We start from the raw sequence: 20,173 nt of genomic DNA, 5'->3' as shown, positions 1-20,173 counted from the left end.
CCCCCGACCGGGTGGACCGGATCAACGCCCGGCTGCGCCGGGAACTGCTCGTCGCCGGCCGGGCCGTCGTGGGGCGCACCCAGCTCGGTCCCCGTCACGCGGTCTTCCTGAAGCTGACTCTGCTCAATCCCGACGCCACCACGGCGGACGTCGACGCACTGCTCGGGCTGATCGCCGAGACCGGGGACGTCCTTGCCGCCGGTGGTTCCACCAGGGCCCGGCGGCGGTCGTGACCGGCGATCGACCGCAGTCCGAGGCCATCGCGGACGCGACCATCGCGGACGAGATCGTCACGGAGACTCTGCTGCGGTGCTGGGTGCGGGAGACGGGCGTCCGGTTACCGGCGGACGCCCGGACGCTCGGCATCGACCTACCCGCATCCGGCCTGTCCGTTCGGGCGACGTTGACGCACCGCTCCCCGGCCGGATGGCACGGGTTCGGACCACCACGCCTGGTTTGCGCGGCCCGCGAACCAGCCCCGGTGGACGCGGGCCTGCTCGCCGCGCTGCTCGTCCGAGAGGTCGTCACGCGGGATGGGCTACCGCCGGCCCTCGGCGCCCAGGCGCTGGGAAGGATCATCGATTCCGCCGGCTGGATCGCAAGCTGCCTCGCGGCCCGCGGTCCCGGGCCGGACCCGGCCACCATCCCCCCGTTCCTCGCCGCGGAGCAGGCCCTGATCACCGGTCATCCGTTCCATCCGGCGGCCAAGAGTCGCCAGGGGGCTTCGCCGGAGGCACTGGCCACCTACTCTCCGGAAGTCGGCGGGTCCTTTGCGCTGCACTGGTTCGCCGCCCATCCCTCCGTGGTGACCGTCTCGGGCAGCACGACGACCCGCTCCGGAGGGCGGGACCAGGCCCTCGGCACGAACGGCCGGGGCCTGATCCGGCTGCTGGCGGATCTGGCCAGGGAAGACGGTGGGGCCGAGGAGTCGAAGTCCGGCCTCTCGGCCGCGTCCGGTTCCGGACCAGACCGACATGGCCCACCCGGGCTTACGGGGTCCCCTCGGACCGGCGGACGCGATCGCCCGGACATTCCCGCCGGTTACGTCGTGGTACCCGCGCATCCCTGGCAGGCGGACGAGGTCAGCAGGCGGGAACCGGTCGCCGAGCTGCTTGCGGACGGCCGCCTGATCGACCTCGGGGTGTCCGGGCACCGGTGGTATCCCACCTCGTCGCTGCGTACCGTCTGGCGGCCGGAGATCCCGGTGATGCTCAAGCTCTCGCTGGGGATGCGAATCACCAACTCGCGCCGGGTGCTGCAGCTCGACGAGCTGCGGCTCGGCGCGATGACCGCGAGGCTGATCGACGCCGGTCTCGGCGCGGCGCTCGCCGCCCGACATCCGACCTTCCGCCTCATCGGGGAGCCCGGTTGGGTGGCCGTCACCCGACCGGGAGGGGAGGGTCGGCCCCGAACCGGCCCCGCAACACCGCTGCCGATCGGGTCCGGCGAGCGGCGCGACGGAGGGCGCGACGAGGACGGCGTCGGGCTGGAGACCGCCGTCCGGGTCAATCCGTTCGGGTCAGTCGACCGGGTGGTGTGCGCCGCGGCACTCATCGCGCCCAGGCCCGAGCGGACCACGGACAGCCGTGGCCGGGCCCGGACGGCGATGCTTCCCCGGATCCTCACGACGCTGGCTGGCTCGCTGAGCGATCCCCTCCCGACGCTGACCGACGCCTGGTTCGACCGTTACCTGACCGTGGTGGCCGCCCCGGTGGTGGACCTCTACCTGCATTTCGGGATCGGCGTCGAGGCCCACCTGCAGAACACCCTGGTCACCCTGGACGCGGCGGGCTGGCCGATCGCCGGCTGGTACCGCGACAGCCAGGGCTACTACGTGGCCACCTCCGCCACGGCGGAGGTGCAGCAGCTGCTGCCCGGCTTCGGTACCGGACTCAACGCGATCTTCGATGACGCGCTGGTGGCCGAGAGGACCATCTACTACCTGTTCGTGAACAACGTCTTCGCCCTCGTCGGCGCGCTCGGGGTCGCGGGTGTCGCGGACGAGCGCCGCCTGCTCGGGCGGGTGCGTGGCCTGCTCCATCGGCTGGACGGGGATGGCCCACGCGGGCGGGGGCTGCGGCCACCCGCCACTCGCCGAGCACTGATCACCAGGCTGCTCGACTCCCCCACCCTGCCATGCAAGGCCAACCTGCGCACCTGCGTGGACGGGCGGGACGAACTGGTCGGACCGGTGGCCACTCAGTCGGTGTACGTGCCGATCCCCAACCCGCTCCTGGAGGCCTCGTGACCTTCCGCGCCCCGTCCACAGCTCGCGGCGAGCGCCCGCGTACCGTCGACGACGGATCGGCGTTCGTGGGTCTGCCTGCGGGGGGCGAACCACCCTACGACGTGGTCGGGGTCGGGCTGGGGCCGTTCAACCTGTCGCTTGCGGCCCTGGCCGACGGGCTGCCCGGCCTGCGGGCCGTCTTCTTCGACCAGGCGCCGGCCTTCAGCTGGCATCCCGGCCTGCTGTTGGAAGGTACGACCCTGCAGGTGCCGTTCCTCGCCGATCTCGTCACCCTGATCGACCCGACCAGCAGATGGTCCTTCCTGGCGTACCTGCGCGAGCATGACCGGCTCTTCCGCTTCTATCTCTACGAACGGTTCCACATCCCCCGCCGGGAGTATGACGACTACTGCCGGTGGGTCGCCGACAGTCTCGACTCCACCCACTTCGGCACCCGCGTCGAGGCGGTCCGCTGGGATCCCGACACCCGCCTGTTCCAGGTGGCGATCGTCCAGCCCCACCGGTCCGATCAGGCAGGGCAGTCCGGCGCGTCCCCGACACGGGTGGTGACCGCTCGGCACCTGGTCCTCGGGATCGGAACCGAACCGATCATGCCGCTGGCCTTCGCGGGGATGCCGAACGGGCGGGCCTTCCATGCGGCCGAGTACCAGCAGCGGCGTTCCGCGCTGGCGGGGCTTTCCCGGGTCACGGTGGTCGGCTCCGGACAGTCCGGGGCGGAGGTGTTCGCGGATCTGCTCCGCGCACAACCGGTGACCGGCCATCAGCTGACCTGGATCACCCGCACCCCCGCCTTCGCACCGATGGAGTACTCCAAACTCGGCCTCGAACAGTTCACCCCCGACTTCGTCCGCTATTTCCACGGTCTGGAGCAGGCGACCAAGGACACGCTCGTTCCGGCTCAGTGGCAGCTCTACAAGGGGATCGACGCGGACACCATCGCGGAGATCTACGACCTGCTGTACGAACGGACGATCGGCGGGGCGGACGTGGCGGCGACGCTGCTGCCGGGCGTCGTCGTGGAGACGGCCTCGCAGCGGGACCGGGGCGGTGAGATCACTCTCGGCTGCCGCCACCGCGATCAGAACCGCGCCTTTCCCGTCCACACCGACGCGGTGGTGCTTGCGACCGGATACGCCGCACGCCGGCCGACCCTGCTCGATCCCATGGCCGGGCTGATCGACGTCGACGACAGGGGCCGCTTCCGCGTCGACGCCCGCTACCGGGTGGCGACCGACGCCGGTCTGACCGGCCGTGTCTACGTCCAGAACGCGGAGCTGCACACGCACGGCGTCGTGACGCCCGACCTCGGCCTCGGTGCCTGGCGCGCCGCGGTCATCCTCGACGACCTGACCGGCGGCGACGCCTACCGGCTGCCGTCGCCGTCGGCGTTCACGACCTTCGGGGTCCCCGCCCGGTCGGGCCAGCCGGACGGGAACGGCCAGGCCGTCGGCGAGCGGCGCGTGCGGCCGCGCGATCCGGCCCCGACCAAGACGGCCGGGACGGCCGGGACGGCCGGGCGTTGACCACGTCATGGTCCGCGCCAGCACCAGCGCCCGCGGCACCGTCCCCGGGGCGGACCGGGTCGGCGGACCGATGGCGGCAGGCCGGCCGTGCCCTGCTGGCCAAGCTCATCGCCGAAATGGCCTACGAGGAGCTACTCAGTCCGCAACCCGACGAGCCAGCGGATGCCGCGGCCGGGCCGGCGGGCTCCCCGGGCGGGCCGCCACCCACTGCACCGGCACGGACGAGCGATCCCGCAGTGCGCGGCGTGACCCCGGACGGGCGCAGGCACCCCCCGATCGGACGGGGTCCCATCCAGGGTTACCGGCTCCGAGCCGCGGGCGTCACATACGCTTTCACCGCCCGACGTGGCACATTCGGCTCCTGGTGGATCGATGCCGCCACGCTGACCCGCTCGCGCTCGGTTACGCCGCCCGGCCCGGACGGCAGCCCCCCCGAACCGGGCACCGCACCGACCGTTCCGGGCACCGCACCGGCGGACGACCCGATCCGCTTTCTCCAGGACATGCAGGTCCTGCTCGGCTGGTCCGACCCGGTCCTCGCCGACGTGGTACGCGATCTGCTCGCCACCCAGGCCGCCGATCATCATCTGCTCGGAACGGCGATTCCCGCGGTGGATCTCGCCGATCTGCCGTTCGTCGCGCTCGAGGGGTACCAGAGCGGCCATCCCTGTCTCGTCGCGAACAAGGGACGGCTCGGTTTCGGCGCGGCCGCGGCCGTCTACGCCCCCGAGGCGCGCCGGCCCTTCCGACTGCGATGGGTGGCCGCACACCGCGCGATCGCACGGTACAGCGCCATCGCCCCCAAGGCCATCGACCTTTCTGGCCAGGGCGCGCCGACCGTGCCCGACCTGCTCACCACGGAACTCGACGAGCAGACCCGCGCCCACTTCACCGATGTGCTCCGCGGGGCCCTGCCGGACGAGCCACGCCGGCCGGGCCCCGCGCCCGTCTCCGCCCCACCCGCCGGACCACCCGCCGGTACGACGATCGCCGACTATGTCTGGCTACCCGTCCACCCGTGGCAGTGGGAGAACGCAATCGTGCCGCTCTATGCGGCCGAGATCGCCACCGGCCTGCTGGTACCGCTGGGCGAAGCACCGGACCGGTACCTGCCCCTGCAGGCGGTGCGCACCCTCGCCAACGTCGACCGGCCGGACCGGCGGAACGTCAAGCTCGCGCTGATGATCCGTAACACGCTGGTGTGGCGGGGGATGTCGGCGGCTGATGCCATCGCCGGGCCGGCGATGTCGAGCTGGCTGCTCGGGCTTCGCGACGCGGATCCCTTCCTGCGCGACGTGACCCGGGTTCTCCCGCTTCCGGAGGTCGCCGGCGCCACCGTCCGGCACCCGGCCTACGACGCCGTCCCCGACGCGCCCTACCGCCTCCACGAACTACTCGGCGTGCTCTGGCGTGATCCGGTGGAGCGGTTTCTCGACGGCGGGGAGCGGGCGCGCAGCCTCGCGTCCCTGCTGGCGGTCGGCTCCGACGGTCGGGCAGTCGTCGCCGAGCTCGTGGCCCGCTCGGGCCTGCCGGCGCACGACTGGCTCGCCGCGCTGTTCGCCGCTCTCCTGCCGCCGCTGCTGCATTACCTGTACCGGTACGGCGTGGCCTTCACGCCGCACGGCGAGAACGTCCTGTGCATCTTCGATGCCGAGGAGATGCCCCGCCGCATAGCCGTGAAGGACTTCGGCGCGGACATCGAACTGGTATCCGGCGAGTTCCCCGAGCGGCGGGGGATGCCACCGGAGGCGGTCGAGCACTGCCGGCGGTGGCCCGGCCCGGTCCTGGCCCACTCCCTGCTCTCGGCGGTGTTCGCCGGGCACTTCCGCTTCTTCGCGGTGCTCGTGGCGGATCATCTCGATGTGGACGAGAACCAGTTCTGGCGGCTCGTGCGGGCGACGGTCGACCAATACCACGCGAGGTTCCCGGACCTGCGGGAGCGGTTCGCCTCGATCGATCTCCTCGGGCCGGCGTTCGGTCGGGTCTGCCTGAACCGCGAGCAGTTCGCGGGCGCCGGGTTCCACGATCGCGCCGACCGGGACGGAGGCTTCGACCTGATACACGGCGAGGTCGCGAATCCCCTGCACGATGTGTCCACCCTCACGACGGGCCCAGCGTGACCGGCAGCCCCGACGGAACCGGCGCCGCCTACGGCATGAACGGAGAACGCATGACATCGTCGCCGGTTCCGACCCCACCATCGGCCCAGGTTCCGGCCCGTCCCGACCCCCCGAACCCGCCTGAGCCACCTGAGCCGATCGGGCGGCCCGCACCGCGGGTCCAGCCCCGCCCGATCGGCCCCGGGTCATCGTCCGATCAGGCGCTCGGGGAGAACGCGGCCGGCCGGGGAGTGCTGCGTGACCTGTTGGCCGGAGCCGAACCGGTCGAGGAGATCATCGTCGCCACCGTCGACCTGCAGGGCCGACTCGTCGGCAGCGCCGTGTCCCCGGAGCACTTCACCGGACCGGTGCTCGCCGATGGCCTCGGCGCCTGCACCTACCTGCACGCCGTCGACGTCGACATGAAGACCGACGGAGGCTACCCCCACACGCCCTGGTACGATGGCTTCGGTGATCTACGGCTCCAGCCCGACCTCACCACGTTGCGCCGCGCACCCTGGCATCCGTCCGACGCGGTGGTGTTCGCGGACGCGTTCTGGCCGGACGGGTCCCCGGTGGGCGTCGCTCCCCGTGCCGTGCTGCGTCGACAGCTCGACGCGCTCGCAGCCTCCGGTCTGACCGCCTTCGCCGGGACGGAGCTGGAGTTCCTGGTCTTCCGCGAGTCCTACCGCCGAGCTGCGCAGCGCTCCTATACCGATCTCACCCCGGCCAGCCGTTACAACATCGACTATGCGCTTTCCGGCACGGAAGGACTGGACGATCTGGTCCGACGCCTCCGGCGGGCGATGGCCGGCATCGGGGTGGCGGTCGAGTCCGCGCGCGGGGAGGTCCATCCGGGACAGTTCGAGATCGTGTTCCGGTATGCCGATGCGATGCAGGCCTGCGACAACCACACCCTCTACAAGACCGCCGCCAAGAAAATCGCCGCGGCGGGCGGGCAGGCCCTGACCTTCATGGCGAAGTACGACGAGGGCGAGGGGAACTCCTGCCATGTTCATCTGTCCCTGCGCGAGACGGACGGGGCGTGTGTGTTCGCGCCGTCCCCCGAAGGTGAGGGGGCGCTCGTCCGGCACCCCGGCTTGGCCCCACCGGGCATCGCACCCCCCGGTTTCCCACCCCCCGGCTCTCGCGACGACATCGCCGGGATGTCCGCGCTGATGTGCTCGTTCGTGGCCGGGCAGCTCGCCTGCATGGCCGATTTCGCGTTGCTGTACGCGCCCAACGTGAACTCGTACAAGCGCCTGGCACCGGGCTCATTCGCTCCGACCGGAATCAGCTGGGGACGGGACAACCGGACCTGCGCCATACGGGTGGTCGGCGACGGGCCGGGACTGCGCGTCGAACATCGGGTGCCGGGCGGTGACGCGAATCCCTACCTCGCCGTCGCCGGGATGATCGCGGCCGGCCGTTACGGCATCGAGCACCGTCTCCCGCTCGAACCCGGACGGGTGGGCAACGCCTTCACCATGCCGGACGTGCCACGGCTGCCCGCGACCTTGCGGGAGGCGGTGGACCGATGGCGGGCCAGTGCGGTGGCCCGGGCCGCCTTCGGTGATCGGGTCGTCGCCCATCTGGCCCATGCGGCCGAAGTCGAGCTCGCCGGCTACGAGCGGACCGTCACCGACTGGGAGCGCCGGCGCGGCTTTGAACGGTTCTGACCCCGACCTGCTCCGGGACGGAGTATTCGCGTAGTCCGAACCGCCGATACAAAGTCCGCAACGGGCCAGGGGCCCACCAGTTGTAGTCGCCGGCCACCCGCATGAAGGCGGGGACCAGCACCCCGCGGATGAGGGTGGCGTCGAGCACGATCGCGAGCGCGGTGGCGATCCCGAACATCTGGATGAACCGGACCGATGAGGTACCGAACGCGACGAAGGTGACGGCGAGCAGCGCGGCGGCGGTGCTGACGATCCGCCCGACCCGGGCGAGCCCGGCGGCGACCGCCTCGGTGTTGGGCGCGCCGGCGTCGTGCGCCTCCTTGATCCGGGAGAGCAGGAAGACCTCGTAGTCCATCGAGAGCCCGAAGGCGATACAGAAGAGCAGGACCGGCATGGAGGTGTCCAGCGGGCCTGGGGTGAAGTCGAGGAACCCGGACAGGTGGCCGTCACTGAAGATCCACACTGAGGCGCCGAACACGGCGCACATCGCCAGCCCGTTGAGCACGATGGCCTTCACCGGTAGCAGCACGCTGCCGGTGAACAGGAACAGCAGTACGAAGGTCGCCAGCGCGATCAACCCGAGGGCGACCGGGAGACGGTCGGCGATCGTGGTCTTGCCGTCTACCAGGACGGCGGATGCGCCACCGATAAGCACGCTGGTCCCCACGGGCGCCGGCACCGCACGCGCGGCCCGGACGAGGGCCTGCGCATGGTCCGACGCATAGTCCACCGCGGGCACGACCTGGAGGGAATCCGCTCCGGCGATCGCGAACCGGCGGCTGGCCGGACCGGGCGGTACGACCCGGCGCCCGTCGATGTGGGACCCGAGGGCGCTGTCGACCCGGGCCACGTCCGGCAGTTCGGACAGCGCGGTCGCGTAGGAGGCGAGCGCGGACCGGTCGATCATGCCCGGCCCGGTGGCCTGGACGACGACGTCGAGCGCGCCGCCGATGTCGGCGGCGAACGCGCCCCGCAGGGCGTCACCGACGATCCGGCTGTCCGCCGAGCCCGGCTTCAGCACCCGGTCGTCCGGGGTGCCGAAGTTCACGTGCAGAAAGGGCGCCCCGAGGACGAGCAGAACCGCGATCACCGGCAGGCCGGTGAGCACGGGGTGGCGCATCACGGTGCCGGCGACCTGACGCCAGAACGGCGAGTCGGCCGCCTCCCGCACCACGACCGGCGCCGGCCCGACCGCGCCCGCGGGCCCGATCGCCTCGCCGCCCCGGGCACGACCGGCGCGGCGACGGCGCACGAGCCCGAGCAGACCGCCGATCCCCCAGGCGTTGACCCGCTCGCCGAGCACCATCAGCAGCGCTGGCAGGGCCACGACGGCGGCCAGCATCGCGACGAGGGTCACCGAGATCCCGGCGTAGCTCATCGACTTCAGGAAGAACGGCGGGAAGACGAGCATCACGGCCAATGCCACGATCACCGTCGCCCCACTGAACAGGATCGTCCGGCCGGCCGAGCGGACCGTCCGCTCCACCGCGGTGGCGCGGTCCCGACCCGCCGCCAGTTCCTCCCGGAACCGGCTGACCATCAGCAACGAGTAGTCGATGCCCAGCCCCAGGCCAAGGGCCGTCGCCAGGTTCACCGCGAAGATCGACACGTCGGTAAGCTCACCGATCACCGAAAGCGCGGCGAAGCCACCCAGCATGCCGAGCAGCCCGATACCCAGCGGCAGCAGGGCGGCGACCACGCCCGCGAACGCGATGACCAGCAACGCCAACGTGATGGGAATGGCGAACGACTCGGCGGCGGCGAGGTCGGCCGAGACGTGTCCGCTGATGTCCTCCCCGACCGTCGCGGCCCCACCCGGTCGGACCGTCACCGCCCCCGGCGCGTCCGCCCACGACCCATAATGATCAACGATATCGGCGGCCTGGTCATCGTCCTGGACACTGGCGACGACGAGCGCCTGCCGACCGTCCCGCGAGCGCAGCGCCGGACCGCCCCCCGTCCAGTAGGACACGACGTCCCTCGCCCCGGCCTGGGCTGCGAGATCGGCCGCAACCTCCCTCCCCGCGGCGACGACCGCCGCGTCGTCGACATCGCCCGCCCGGGCGGTCACCAACAGGAGGAGGTTCGGGCGGCCGTGGAAGCGGGCGTCCAGGACGTCCTCGGCCCGGGAGGAGTCCGACGCTGGATCGTCGAACCCCCCCGTCTGGAGTTTGCTGAAGGCACCACCCGCGAGCCCACCGGCGCCGAGCAGCACGAGGAGCGTGAGGACGAGGACCAGACGCGGGCGGCGCGTCACGAGCGCCACGAGCGGAGTAAACACGGAACCCTCCGAAGAGCAGGCGATGCTGAAGAGAACAGTGTTCGCAATCGCTGTTCGTGTCAAGACACATCCGTTCGCAAAGTTGACAGCGTTCTCGTCGAGACCCACCATGACCGTGGTGAGCAGTCCGGTTCCCCGTCGCGAACGACTGCGGCAGGCCACTCTCGACGAGATCAAACAGACCGCGCGCGCCCAGCTGGCCGAGCACGGCCCGGCTGCGCTCTCCCTACGGGGGGTCGCCCGGGTGATGGGCATGGCCCCATCGGCCCTGTACCGCTACGTGGACAGCCGGGAGATCCTGCTGGCCGAACTGGTCGCGGACGGGTTCGCCTCGCTGGCGGAGGCCCTGGAGGCGGCCTTCGACGCGGCCGATCCGCATGACCACCTACGACGCTGGCTCCAGGTCGCCCGCGCGCAGCGCCGCTGGGCCCTGGACCACCCGACGGAATACGGACTGATCTTCGGCCCCGGCATTCCCTGCGCCACGTCGACCAACGACCGGATGATCACGCAACTGCACCGCGCGGTCGCGGTGCTGTTCCGCTGCATGAGCGAGTCGACCGGGGCCGGCATGATCGACACCGCCGCGGTGGACGCCCAGCTCACCCCGCCGATGCGCGCCAGCCTGCAAGCGTGGGGACGCGACCACGACGTCGCGATCGACGCCGCCGGACTCGCCGTGTGCCTGGCCGTCTGGACCCAGTTGCACGGCTTCATCTCCTTGGAGATGTTCGGGCACCTCCCCCCCGCCCTTGACGACATCGACGAACTGTTCGACCGGCAGATGGCGGACGCGATCATCCGCGTGTGGCGAGGCGGGTACAACCTCGCCACGCTGATGCCCGTCCCGCCAGCCGACCGACCGGTCGCGAAGTGACCACCCGGTGCCGGCCAGTCGGTCCGGTGATTGACGGTCCGGTGGTCGACGGTCCGGTGGTCGGCCGGGCAGCGGTTCAGCTGCCCGGCGACCGGCCGCCGGACGGTCAGGCCGAGGTCCGCATTCGCCGCCCCAGTGCGTCGAGCGCGACCCGACGGGTACTCTTGATCTCCGGCAACCGCGCCTGATAAGCCGGTGCCGTGGCCAACGGCTGGTAGAAGCCGAGCCGCGGAACGAAGTCGGTGTCGTCGTAGCCCGGCGGCCGGTGCAACGCATACGTACGACCCGGGAAAAGCAGGTCGTAGTTGTCGGCGATCTGCCAGATGGCGACGTGCGGGTCGACCCGCCGACGCTGAAAGTACGCCTCCAGGACATCGATTGTGAAACTAATCTCATGGAACTGTTTGACCAGGCTGTGGTAGTGCTGGCCGACCTGATACTTGATCGGTAGTTCGACCTGGAGACTATCGGAGTAGTCGAGCAGATCGAGAGCCAGAACCTTCAGTGACGTCTCGACGCCGTACCCCCGCGAGAACGCCAGCGCCGCGAAGACGTCCGCGTCGACGACGAACTCCCCGATCAGCGGCTGGATTGTCCGAGTGATGGACGGCACATACCTGGCGAGCTGTTTCGACAACAGCGACCGCAGCATCTCGGTGGTTCGCCCCCCGGGCTGCCCGTCGCCAGTCACTCTACGCGAACTTCCGTTGACGAAAAGCGGGGCGTTATCGGCAGTCGCGGCGGCAGCCAGGACACCCACTGTATATGGATCATAGCTTTCCAGATCGGCGTCGTGGAAGATGAGCCGACTCCCGAACGCAAGATAGGCGAGACTACGCATCGCACCCGCCTTGCCGCCGGTCGTGGTGGCCTCTCGGCCCGCGTGACGCTGCAGGACCGACTCCCCACGCACGACCCAGCTGGCGCCCGCGTCGGTCGCGATGCGCATCAGGCCATGTTCGTCCCCGTCCGACGACGGGTCGACAACCACGCCGATCTCGTCCAGCACGCTACGCTCCTGCATCCAGCGTTGCCGGTTGAGTGCGATGATGTCGCCGAGAGTTCGAGCCGCCTCCGGGCCACGGGCCGGGATGAGCAGACTCAGAGTGATGCCCTTGGCGAGTTTGTCGACCTCGATTGAGTCGAGGTCGAGGCTGGTGGGTTCGAGCGTTCGCACGGACGCCCCTCTCTCGTGACCTTTCTTCGGTACGGACAGCCCGTACCGGTGATGACGTCCAGATGGGGATCTGGTGCGGCATTGCCGGCGGTATCAGACGGGCTGGGTAGGGAATCCCCCGGCCACCCCGGACCGCATGATTGCGTACCTCCGTTCACAACGCCTCATCCGCCCGAGTCGTAGCCGGTACCTCCCCGCGTGTTCCGGTTCACCGCTTCCGCCTCTCGACCACCCGGGAACGATCGGTCCGCCACATGCAGGTGCTGGAGCGTCAAAGTATCGGTCTTACGACCGTGTCCGTCACTCCCCATCTTTCTCGAGGGGGAACAACCACCGCTTCTGGGACAAGGAGCGAACACTCGGCGCCGCACCAGCACGGCGCATGACCCCGCCGTGCCACGAAGAGTACCCGACCAAGCACCCGGAACGGTTACTCCAGGACCGATCCGAAAGAACTACCCCCACACGGCCCGCCGATGCCACCGGATGGGCAGAATCGCTCACGGCGTCCTACTCTCTTTCGATCATGGCCATGGAAGGAAGACCGGCGCGCGGCCGGACCATCCCGAGGACGGACGATCGGGCGGCGCTCGCCGACCTGCCCGCCGCCGTGGCCGCGCTCACCATCGCGTACGCCGGGACACCACGGCGGATACGGCATCCGGGGCTGGGTGCTGTCTACTCGAACCAACCCTCTCACCGACGTCATGCCCACCGACGTCATGCCCACCGACGTCATGGCCCGGTCTGGCGGAGCCGACCGCGACCCGGTCCCGTCCCGCGGCCTTGGCGGCGTACAGCGCGCGATCCGCGGCTGCGACGAGCGCGAAGGTGTCGTCCGCGTGATCGGGGAGGGCCGCCGCTCCGACCGAGACCGTCACAGCGATCAGTAGCGACTCCTCGCCGGTGTCTCCCCGGACACCGGCACCCGACCGGGCCTGGCCGCGCGCCCTCGCCGGCTCCGCAGACCCCGCAGCCCCGGACTCCCCCGTGCGGGCCGGCGGATCCGGAACTCGCGGCGCGGGCAGGACGATCCGGACGGGTTCTCGTCCGACGCCGCGGCGCAGACGTTCGGCGATATCGGCGAGGGCGTCTCCCCGGACATTCAGCGTGAGCAGCGCGAACTCCTCACCCCCGTAACGGGCGACGACGTCACCGGGACGGGTCACGACCAGCAGTCGCCGAGCCACCTCCGTCAACACCTGATCACCAGCCGGATGGCCGAATCGGTCGTTCACCGACTTGAAGTGGTCGACGTCAACGAGGATCAGCCCCATTCCGGATCCGGTGCGTCGTACCCGACCGGCCGCCAACCTCATCTCGGTCTCCAGATAGCGGCGGGTACGCAGGCCGGTCAGCCCGTCCGTGATCGCCAGACGCCGCTGGTCGGCCTCCAGGCCCGCCATCCGAACGATGATCAGAATCATCATGATCGCACTTACGGCCACGACGACCAGCAGATCCCGTAGATCACCACGGATCACCTGCACGGCCAGCACGGTCGGAGCCACCAGCCCGGCACTCGACAGTGCCACCAGGCGCCGGCCGCTGCGCGCCTGGCGGCGCGGGGACGCCGGCCGCGTGAGGTCGACCATGGTCGGATGCAACCCGGCGGCGCCGAGGGCGAGGTTGCCTGTCAACCAGATCGCGTCGAGGTAGTTGCCGACCTCGAAGGTCCCGTTCGTCTGCTGCACGACGTAGATGGTGTCGGCGGTCAGGTTGGCGAGCAGATTGCCCGCCAACAGGAAGAAGGCGGGTGGGCGGCTCCCGTGCCCCAGCACGAGACGGATGGCCACCCCCAGCAGCGCCAGATCCATCGCCGGATAGGCCACCGAGGTGACGCCGACGAACAGATCCTGGTCCGCACGCACCTGCGGCGCGATCAGGTAGAGCCAGGACAACAGAATCGCCGCGAGCAGGAACATCGATCCGTCGAGCAGGCCGGCGATGTCCCGTTCCTGGGTCCGTCGCCGGGTCAGCAGAACGAGACCGACGACGAACAGCGGATAGTGGCCCAGATATAACACATCCGGCAAGGCCGGATACTCTGTGATGTCAAGCACATAGTGAAAGATGTAGAAGGCACCATCGCCTATGGCGTACATCACCTGGCTGATTCCGATCAGCAGCCAGGGACGTCGGTCGGCCAACTCCTGGCGTCGCAGGCCGAGGAACACGGCCCCCGCGGCCGAGGCGCTGAGGCAGAGGTAGATGACCAGCCGGACGGCACGTGGGCCGCCGGTCGTGGGAAGCTGGCCGTAGACGAGGATGGCGATCAGACCGAGACAGAGATAGACAAGCCAGACGTGGCTACGCCAAGCGCGCCGCCACGATGGAGCCGGCATCACCCCTCGGTTCGCGACGCGGGATCCGTGCGGGACAGCGGACGTGGCAGCGGTGCCGGGGTCCACCGGGAGGTCCGGGCCGGTGCGTCGTCCAGCTGAACGTGATGCCGTCGATGGGCGTTCGTTGTCGGGTTGACCGAGGGAATCGAACCTGTCGACCGTGCAGGACCGGCTGGCGGTGAACAGCCGCCCCGGAGGGACCGGGCCATGAGCAGCCTCTCAGTGTGGACGTACGGGTGGTACGCGTACCGGCCACGTACGCCTGTGGTGCCTTGCGGCATTCCGTTGCCGCTCACGGCACCTACAGCGCCACTGAGCCCACCCGTCTGGTTTCGACGGGTCGGACGCCGCGACCTACCGAAACCGTATCGAATGGTTGCTCTTCGTACAGGAACGTTTGAAGCCCGATGGGCACTATTGTCCGATCATTTGTCCGATCATTGTGCGGGATCCGCCCCGTCCGGACGGATCTCGACTGGTGCGGTCACGAAGGGCGAGCTTCGCCCGGACCACTACGAGCCGATGATCGGCAAGTCAGGCCGACGACCGCCGTCGCGGACGTTTCCGCGACGCGGGTCAGGGGTGGGCGACGAAGTTGAAGTGCGCCCCCGACGCGAAGGTCGTCCGGAACATGGGCAACGTGTAAGGACCGTCGCCGTCCAGATCGAAGATGCGCAGTCCGAGATCATTGTCGACGAGCGTGTACATCTCGTCGGCCGTCGTACCGTAGTCCCGGGCACCGGCACCGAACTCGAAGACGAGATGCGGCCGGCTGGAGCCGATCAACTTCTGGCCGCCCTTGAACACCCCGTACTCGGCCCCCTCGACGTCAACCTTGATCAAGGTTGGCCGGTAGTCGGCCGGCATCGCGTCGTCCAGCGTCTCGACGGCCACCTCGATCCGTTCGACGTCCTCACTGTCGGGCACCCGATCACGCAGCCCGCTGTAGGCGGGCCTGCTGCGGACGTAGGTGAAGGGCAGCACCCCCGGCTGGTCGGCGAGCGCGGCCTGTCGTACCTCCACCGCCGGGAAATCGGTGGTCAACGCCGCGGCCATGTGCGGCAACGGCTCATAGGCGACGTGCCGGCCTCCCGGGGCGTGCCGGAGGATGGTCCGCAGAACGTCACCCTTGTGCGCGCCCACGTCGATACAGTTCGAGTCCTCCCGGAGGACGAAGGACAGCAGCAGCGCCAGATGCCGGTCGTCGCTGCGATTGCGGCGGGCGGTAGGAACGACGTTGTCACGCACCAGCTTCAGCGCCGGGCCGAGGCCGATGTCGACCGCCACCCGCCGGGCCCTTGCCAGCTGCTTTTCCATCCGAGGATCCATCCGCCGCGACCTCCTGTTGTTCAAGCGGTGACCTGCCGGAGTGTCATCGCCGAATGACCCATTATGACAGTCAGTACACCACTATTGGGCGAACATGATCCACGGTCAAGACCAGTAACAGGAATTTCAAGTCCACTTCATTCCCGCTCGACCCTGCTCGACCCCGCTCGACCGATAATCCTTACGTCACGAAAGAGTTCGACTTCTGAACCCTTCCGCAAGGGAAGGGTTTGGAAGTCGCGGCAGACTACCCAGCGAGACCGTTCGACCTCGCATCGGCCGCCGCCGCGATGGAGAAAATCGACGGCGGCCGCGCCAGCATCCCGTCCTCAGCGGGCTCCGGCGAGAATCTGCTCGTCGACCGGCTCCGCGGCGAAGGATCCCACCGGTGGGCAGGTGCAGACCAGGTTGCGATCACCATAGGCGCCGTCGATCCGACGTACCGGGGGCCAGTACTTGGCGGCCCGCAGCGAAGCGACGGGATAGGCCGCCACCGATCGCGGATAAGCGTGTGACCATTCGTTGGCGGTAACCATCTGTGCAGTATGCGGAGCATTATGCAGGGGATTGTCGGTCCGCGGCCAGATACCGTCTCCGACCTTGTCCGCCTCGGCCCGAATGGAGATCATTGCGTCGCAGAAACGATCGATCTCGCCGAGATCCTCACTCTCCGTCGGCTCGACCATCAGTGTTCCGGCAACCGGGAATGACATGGTCGGAGCATGGAAACCGTAATCGATGAGACGCTTCGCCACGTCGTCCACGGTGACGCCGGTCAGCTTCGTCAACGGCCGTAGGTCCAGAATGCACTCATGGGCGACCAGCCCGTCCCGGCCCGCGTAGAGCACCGGATAGTACGGATGCAGCCGGTGGGCAATGTAGTTGGCGTTCAGGACGGCCACCGAGGTCGCCCGGCGCAGGCCGTCCGCCCCCATCATCCGAATGTAGGCCCACGGAATCATAAGAATTCCGGCCGAGCCCCACGGGGATCCCGAGATCGGGCCCACTCCGGTGGCCGGTCCTGCCTCCGGCCGCAGCGGGTGGTTCGGCAGATAGGGCAGGAGTTTCTCGACCACGGCCACCGGGCCGACCCCCGGACCCCCGCCCCCATGCGGGATGCAGAACGTCTTGTGCAGGTTCAGGTGGCTCACGTCGGCCCCGAACTGCCCCGGCCTGGCGAGCCCCACCAGAGCGTTGAGATTCGCTCCGTCGACGTACACCAGACCGCCGGCCTCATGCACGATCGCGCACGCCTGCCCGATGCCCTCCTCGTACACACCATGGGTCGACGGGTAGGTGACCATCAGCGCGGCCAAGGCGTCCGCGTTCGCGCGGGCCTTGCGGGCCAGATCGTTCAGGTCGACGTTTCCGTCGTCGTCACAGGAGACGACGACCACCCGCATTCCCGCCATCGCGGCGCTCGCCGCATTCGTCCCGTGCGCCGAGGAGGGAATGAGACAGATGTTTCGCACCGCGGATCCGGGAACAGCATGATCGCGGTGATAGGCCCGGATGGCGAGCAGCCCGGCGAGCTCACCCTGGCTGCCGGCATTCGGCTGGAGGGAGACCCCCGCATATCCGGTGATCTGCGCGAGCCAACGCTCCAGGTCCTGAATCATCGCAAGGTATCCGGCGGCCTGGTCCAACGGGGCAAATGGATGGATGTCGGCGAATTCCGGCCAGGTGACCGCGGCCATCTCGGTGGTCGCGTTGAGTTTCATCGTGCACGACCCCAGGGGGATCATGCCCCGGTCAAGAGCCAGATCAAGATCGGACAGTCGACGCAGATAGCGGAGCATCGCGGTCTCCGACCGATGGTCGTGGAACACCGGATGCTGCAGGTAGGGATCCGTACGCACCAGTTCGGCGGGCAGCGCCACCGGCTCGTCCGCCGCTTGGTCCGCCTGGTCCGCCTGGTCCGCGCGGGCCACGAGATGATCGTTCGCCGCCGCGACGGACCCGGTCCAGGCCCCGGTCCGGATCTCGGTCCCGGTCCCGGTCCCGGTCCCGGTCCAAGTGATGCCCGCCGTCGCCTCCGGGCCCACCCCGAAGGCCGACCAGACGGCCCCCAGCTCGGCCTGGCCCGTTGTCTCGTTGCAGGAGATACCCACGTGGTCGTCGTCGACCAGCCGCAGGTTCACACCCCGCGCCAACGCGTCCGCAACCACCTGGGTGGCCCGGCCCGGCACCGCGGCGAGGACGGTGTCGAAGAACGCGTCGTGCACCACCGTCACACCGGCGGCGCGCAGGCCTTCGGCGAGGCGCACCGCGTGCCCGTGGATGCGACGCGCGATCCCGGCCAGGCCCTCCGGACCGTGGTAGACCGCGTACATGGAGGCGAGTACCGCGGGCAGCACCTGGGCCGTGCAGATGTTGCTCGTCGCCTTCTCCCGTCGGATGTGCTGCTCACGGGTCTGCAGGGTGAGCCGGTACGCGGGTGCGCCGTCCGCATCGACCGACACCCCGACGAGCCGCCCCGGCAGGGACCGTTCCAGCCCCTTGCGCACTGCGAGGTAGCCGGCGTGCGGGCCTCCGAAGGACAGCGGTAGTCCGAACCGCTGCGTGCTCCCCACCGCGATGTCCGCGCCGAGATCGCCAGGCGCCCGCAGCAGGGTCAGCGCCAGCGGATCGGCGGCGATCGTGACGACGATGCCGCGCTCCCTCGCCGATGCGATCACAGCACGCACATCCCGCAGGACGCCCGCCGGCCCGGGATAGGACAGCAGTAGGCCGAAGGTCGCATCCAGCTCCGCCGAGCCCACGGCCGTGAGCCCGGCTGCGAGATCCGCGACCACCACATTGATCCCCAGCGCCTCCGCCCTGGTCGCGACCACCGAGATGATCTGCGGGAGGGTGTCGGCATCGATGAGGAACGTCGCGCGGGAACCCTTCGCCGTCCGAAACGCGATCTGCATCGCCTCGGCCGCCGCGGTCGGCTCGTCCAGCAGGGAGGCTCCGGCCACCGCAAGGCCGGTCAAATCAGTGATCATCGTCTGGAAGTTGAGCAACGCTTCCAGGCGGCCCTGGGAGATCTCCGGCTGGTACGGCGTGTACGCCGTATACCACGCGGGGTTCTCCAGGACGTTGCGCTGGATGACTCCCGGCATCACCGCGGGATGGAATCCCAGCCCGATCATCGAGGAAACCGGTCGGTTCCTGCTACCGAACGCGCGTAGGGCCGCGAGCACCGCGGGCTCGCTCAGCGCCGCGGGAAGATCCAGATCATGGTCACGGATGCTTGCCGGGACGGCCGCGTCGGTGAGCGCGGCCAGTGATTCCACCCGCAGCGCATCCAGCATCTCCCGTTGGGATGACGGGTCCGGGCCGATATGCCGATCGGCGAACCGCGGGATGGCCGCGGCGGGCAGCCGCCTCGCACCGTTCCTGCCCACCGCCGCGGCACTGCCCTGTCGCGGCGCCCCCGACCGCGCGTGCGACGACGCGGGACTGATGGTGGCGGTCGTGGCGGTCGTGGCCGGTCCATCGGCAGCCGTGGCCGGTCCATCGGCATAGGGGGTGTCGTCGTACTGGGTGACGTCAGGCATGATGACTGCTCCGGAGGTCGGGCGACGACGGATCATGCCGGCGCCGCGGCGGGCCTCCCCCTCTGTCATTGACCTGAGAGCTTCACCAGCGCCGCCGCCGGCAGTCCGGGGAGCTGCGGGCGGGGAACGCGGCTTTCACCGTCGGCGGGACACCCCACGGCGTCCACTTTCCAGAGTTGCCTGACCCGGCGGTTGGGGGCCTGAGAGTTTATGGGGAGAGCTTGCTCCTTCGGCGTCCCGAACGGCGAGCGACCGGGACTCTCCCGCACGGGCGTGAGCGGCATCGGTATGGAGTTGTGGGACGGGGCACGGATGACCCGGGGATGCCTACCAGTAGCGAATGATCGACTCCCGACTGGCGCCGGTCCCCTCGACGCCGGCTGCGTTCAGCCACGATTCCACTCCCCGAACACTAGCTGCGGGGGCCCCGCGGGCCAACCAGCGACCCCCACCGAAACCTGTCCGCAACATGAACACACGAACCCGTGGGGCCGTGGGCCCCGACCCCGGGCTCACGGGCCCCCGGGCTCACGGGCTCACGGGCTCATCGTTCGTCCGCCATCCGATCCCGCGGGCGGTGGCAGCGGCCTCGGCGTCAAGGCCGCCCGCCGGTAGGCGATACGAGCGCGGATATCTATATATTTAGACACATGTCACAACTCTGCAAAAAATATCAAGAAGCATCAAGATTCCGAGATATGCTCCAAGACTGACGTCGAAAAACCGGCCACGCCCCCTGGAATGTCCTCCCGATGCTCTCCCGCCCGCGCGGACGACACCTACACAGATGAAATGCGAGGTATCGTCGGGTCGCCGGACTGCACGCGCATCATACGGTTCATCTGCACCATCCGACGCCGACGCCCGCCATGAAAGGTGCGGCCGGGCAGGCCGAACGCGGACACAGGCACGAGGGCGTCATCACACGAGCGGGATAGGAAGACGGCCAGTACGCCGTCATCGTCGACTACCCGGCAAAAAATCTCCATGACAATTGATCATGTGACAACCACCGCCTGGGGTTGAACCGGTGCGGCGTCTGGACTTAACCTACGGATGCCGGCTGCGCG

The 20,173-nt window shown here is 69.4% G+C and carries 10 protein-coding genes, 1 pseudogene and 2 riboswitches; of the genes and pseudogenes, 6 read left to right on the top strand and 5 right to left on the bottom strand.

Features of this window, described 5'->3' with window-relative positions:
- The 5 genes and pseudogenes from AC08OO_RS15985 to AC08OO_RS15965 form a co-directional block, all read left to right on the top strand.
- Positions 1–233, top strand: a pseudogene (locus AC08OO_RS15985) (aspartate aminotransferase family protein); the annotation flags it as partial.
- Positions 230–2,248 carry an IucA/IucC family protein gene (locus AC08OO_RS15980; protein WP_476610338.1) on the top strand — a complete coding sequence of 673 codons (2,019 nt, stop codon included), beginning with the start codon at positions 230–232 and terminating at the stop codon, positions 2,246–2,248. The pseudogene AC08OO_RS15985 and the gene AC08OO_RS15980, both read left to right, overlap by 4 nt.
- A 65-nt stretch (positions 2,249–2,313) precedes the next feature.
- Positions 2,314–3,771, top strand: coding sequence for a lysine N(6)-hydroxylase/L-ornithine N(5)-oxygenase family protein (locus AC08OO_RS15975; protein WP_476618700.1), 1,458 nt, complete (start codon positions 2,314–2,316; stop codon positions 3,769–3,771).
- Entirely contained in the window at positions 3,768–5,891 is a 2,124-nt protein-coding gene (locus tag AC08OO_RS15970) for an IucA/IucC family protein (protein WP_476610336.1), read from the top strand. Before AC08OO_RS15975 ends, AC08OO_RS15970 begins: the two co-directional genes overlap by 4 nt.
- 50 nt (positions 5,892–5,941) lie before the next feature.
- Complete coding sequence (locus AC08OO_RS15965; protein WP_476618701.1) at positions 5,942–7,549, top strand: glutamine synthetase family protein; 1,608 nt, start codon at positions 5,942–5,944, stop codon at positions 7,547–7,549.
- On the opposite strand, the gene AC08OO_RS15960 is transcribed toward AC08OO_RS15965, so the two are convergent.
- Complete coding sequence (locus AC08OO_RS15960; RefSeq protein ID WP_476610335.1) at positions 7,509–9,830, bottom strand: MMPL family transporter; 2,322 nt, start codon at positions 9,828–9,830, stop codon at positions 7,509–7,511. The two genes, AC08OO_RS15965 and AC08OO_RS15960, sit on opposite strands and share 41 nt — an antisense overlap.
- 109 nt (positions 9,831–9,939) lie before the next feature.
- Between AC08OO_RS15960 and AC08OO_RS15955 the strand changes: the two genes are divergently transcribed.
- A complete protein-coding gene (locus tag AC08OO_RS15955) occupies positions 9,940–10,707 on the top strand; it encodes a TetR/AcrR family transcriptional regulator (protein WP_476610334.1) in 768 nt (255 codons plus the stop codon).
- 106 nt (positions 10,708–10,813) lie between these two features.
- Here AC08OO_RS15955 and AC08OO_RS15950 read toward each other — a convergent pair whose 3' ends face one another.
- The 4 genes from AC08OO_RS15950 to gcvPB form a co-directional block, all read right to left on the bottom strand.
- A complete protein-coding gene (locus AC08OO_RS15950) occupies positions 10,814–11,884 on the bottom strand; it encodes a glycosyltransferase family protein (protein WP_476610333.1) in 1,071 nt (356 codons plus the stop codon).
- Between the two features lie 620 nt (positions 11,885–12,504).
- A complete protein-coding gene (locus tag AC08OO_RS15945; protein ID WP_476610332.1) occupies positions 12,505–14,229 on the bottom strand; it encodes a GGDEF domain-containing protein in 1,725 nt (574 codons plus the stop codon).
- Between the two features lie 576 nt (positions 14,230–14,805).
- On the bottom strand, positions 14,806–15,546 hold the full coding sequence (locus AC08OO_RS15940; protein ID WP_232235106.1) for an FkbM family methyltransferase: 741 nt from the start codon (positions 15,544–15,546) through the stop codon (positions 14,806–14,808).
- A 341-nt stretch (positions 15,547–15,887) separates the two neighbouring features.
- Positions 15,888–19,103 carry an aminomethyl-transferring glycine dehydrogenase subunit GcvPB gene (gcvPB, locus tag AC08OO_RS15935; protein ID WP_476610331.1) on the bottom strand — a complete coding sequence of 1,072 codons (3,216 nt, stop codon included), beginning with the start codon at positions 19,101–19,103 and terminating at the stop codon, positions 15,888–15,890.
- Between the two features lie 55 nt (positions 19,104–19,158).
- Positions 19,159–19,282, bottom strand: a riboswitch (glycine riboswitch).
- A riboswitch (glycine riboswitch) is annotated at positions 19,283–19,379 on the bottom strand.
- Positions 19,380–20,173: the final 794 nt, after the last annotated feature.

The organism is Frankia sp. CeCAU1, assembly GCF_977971845.1.
This window is presented reverse-complemented; position numbering and strand designations above follow the sequence as displayed.

Bases quoted from the DNA above. Each gene is read 5' to 3' on its own strand.
- gcvPB (WP_476610331.1), bottom strand. From the start codon at position 19,103: ATGCCTGACGTCACCCAGTACGACGACACCCCCTATGCCGATGGACCG.
- AC08OO_RS15940 (WP_232235106.1), bottom strand. From the start codon at position 15,546: ATGGAAAAGCAGCTGGCAAGGGCCCGGCGGGTGGCGGTCGACATCGGC.
- AC08OO_RS15955 (WP_476610334.1), top strand. From the start codon at position 9,940: ATGACCGTGGTGAGCAGTCCGGTTCCCCGTCGCGAACGACTGCGGCAG.
- AC08OO_RS15965 (WP_476618701.1), top strand. From the start codon at position 5,942: ATGACATCGTCGCCGGTTCCGACCCCACCATCGGCCCAGGTTCCGGCC.
- AC08OO_RS15945 (WP_476610332.1), bottom strand. From the start codon at position 14,229: ATGCCGGCTCCATCGTGGCGGCGCGCTTGGCGTAGCCACGTCTGGCTT.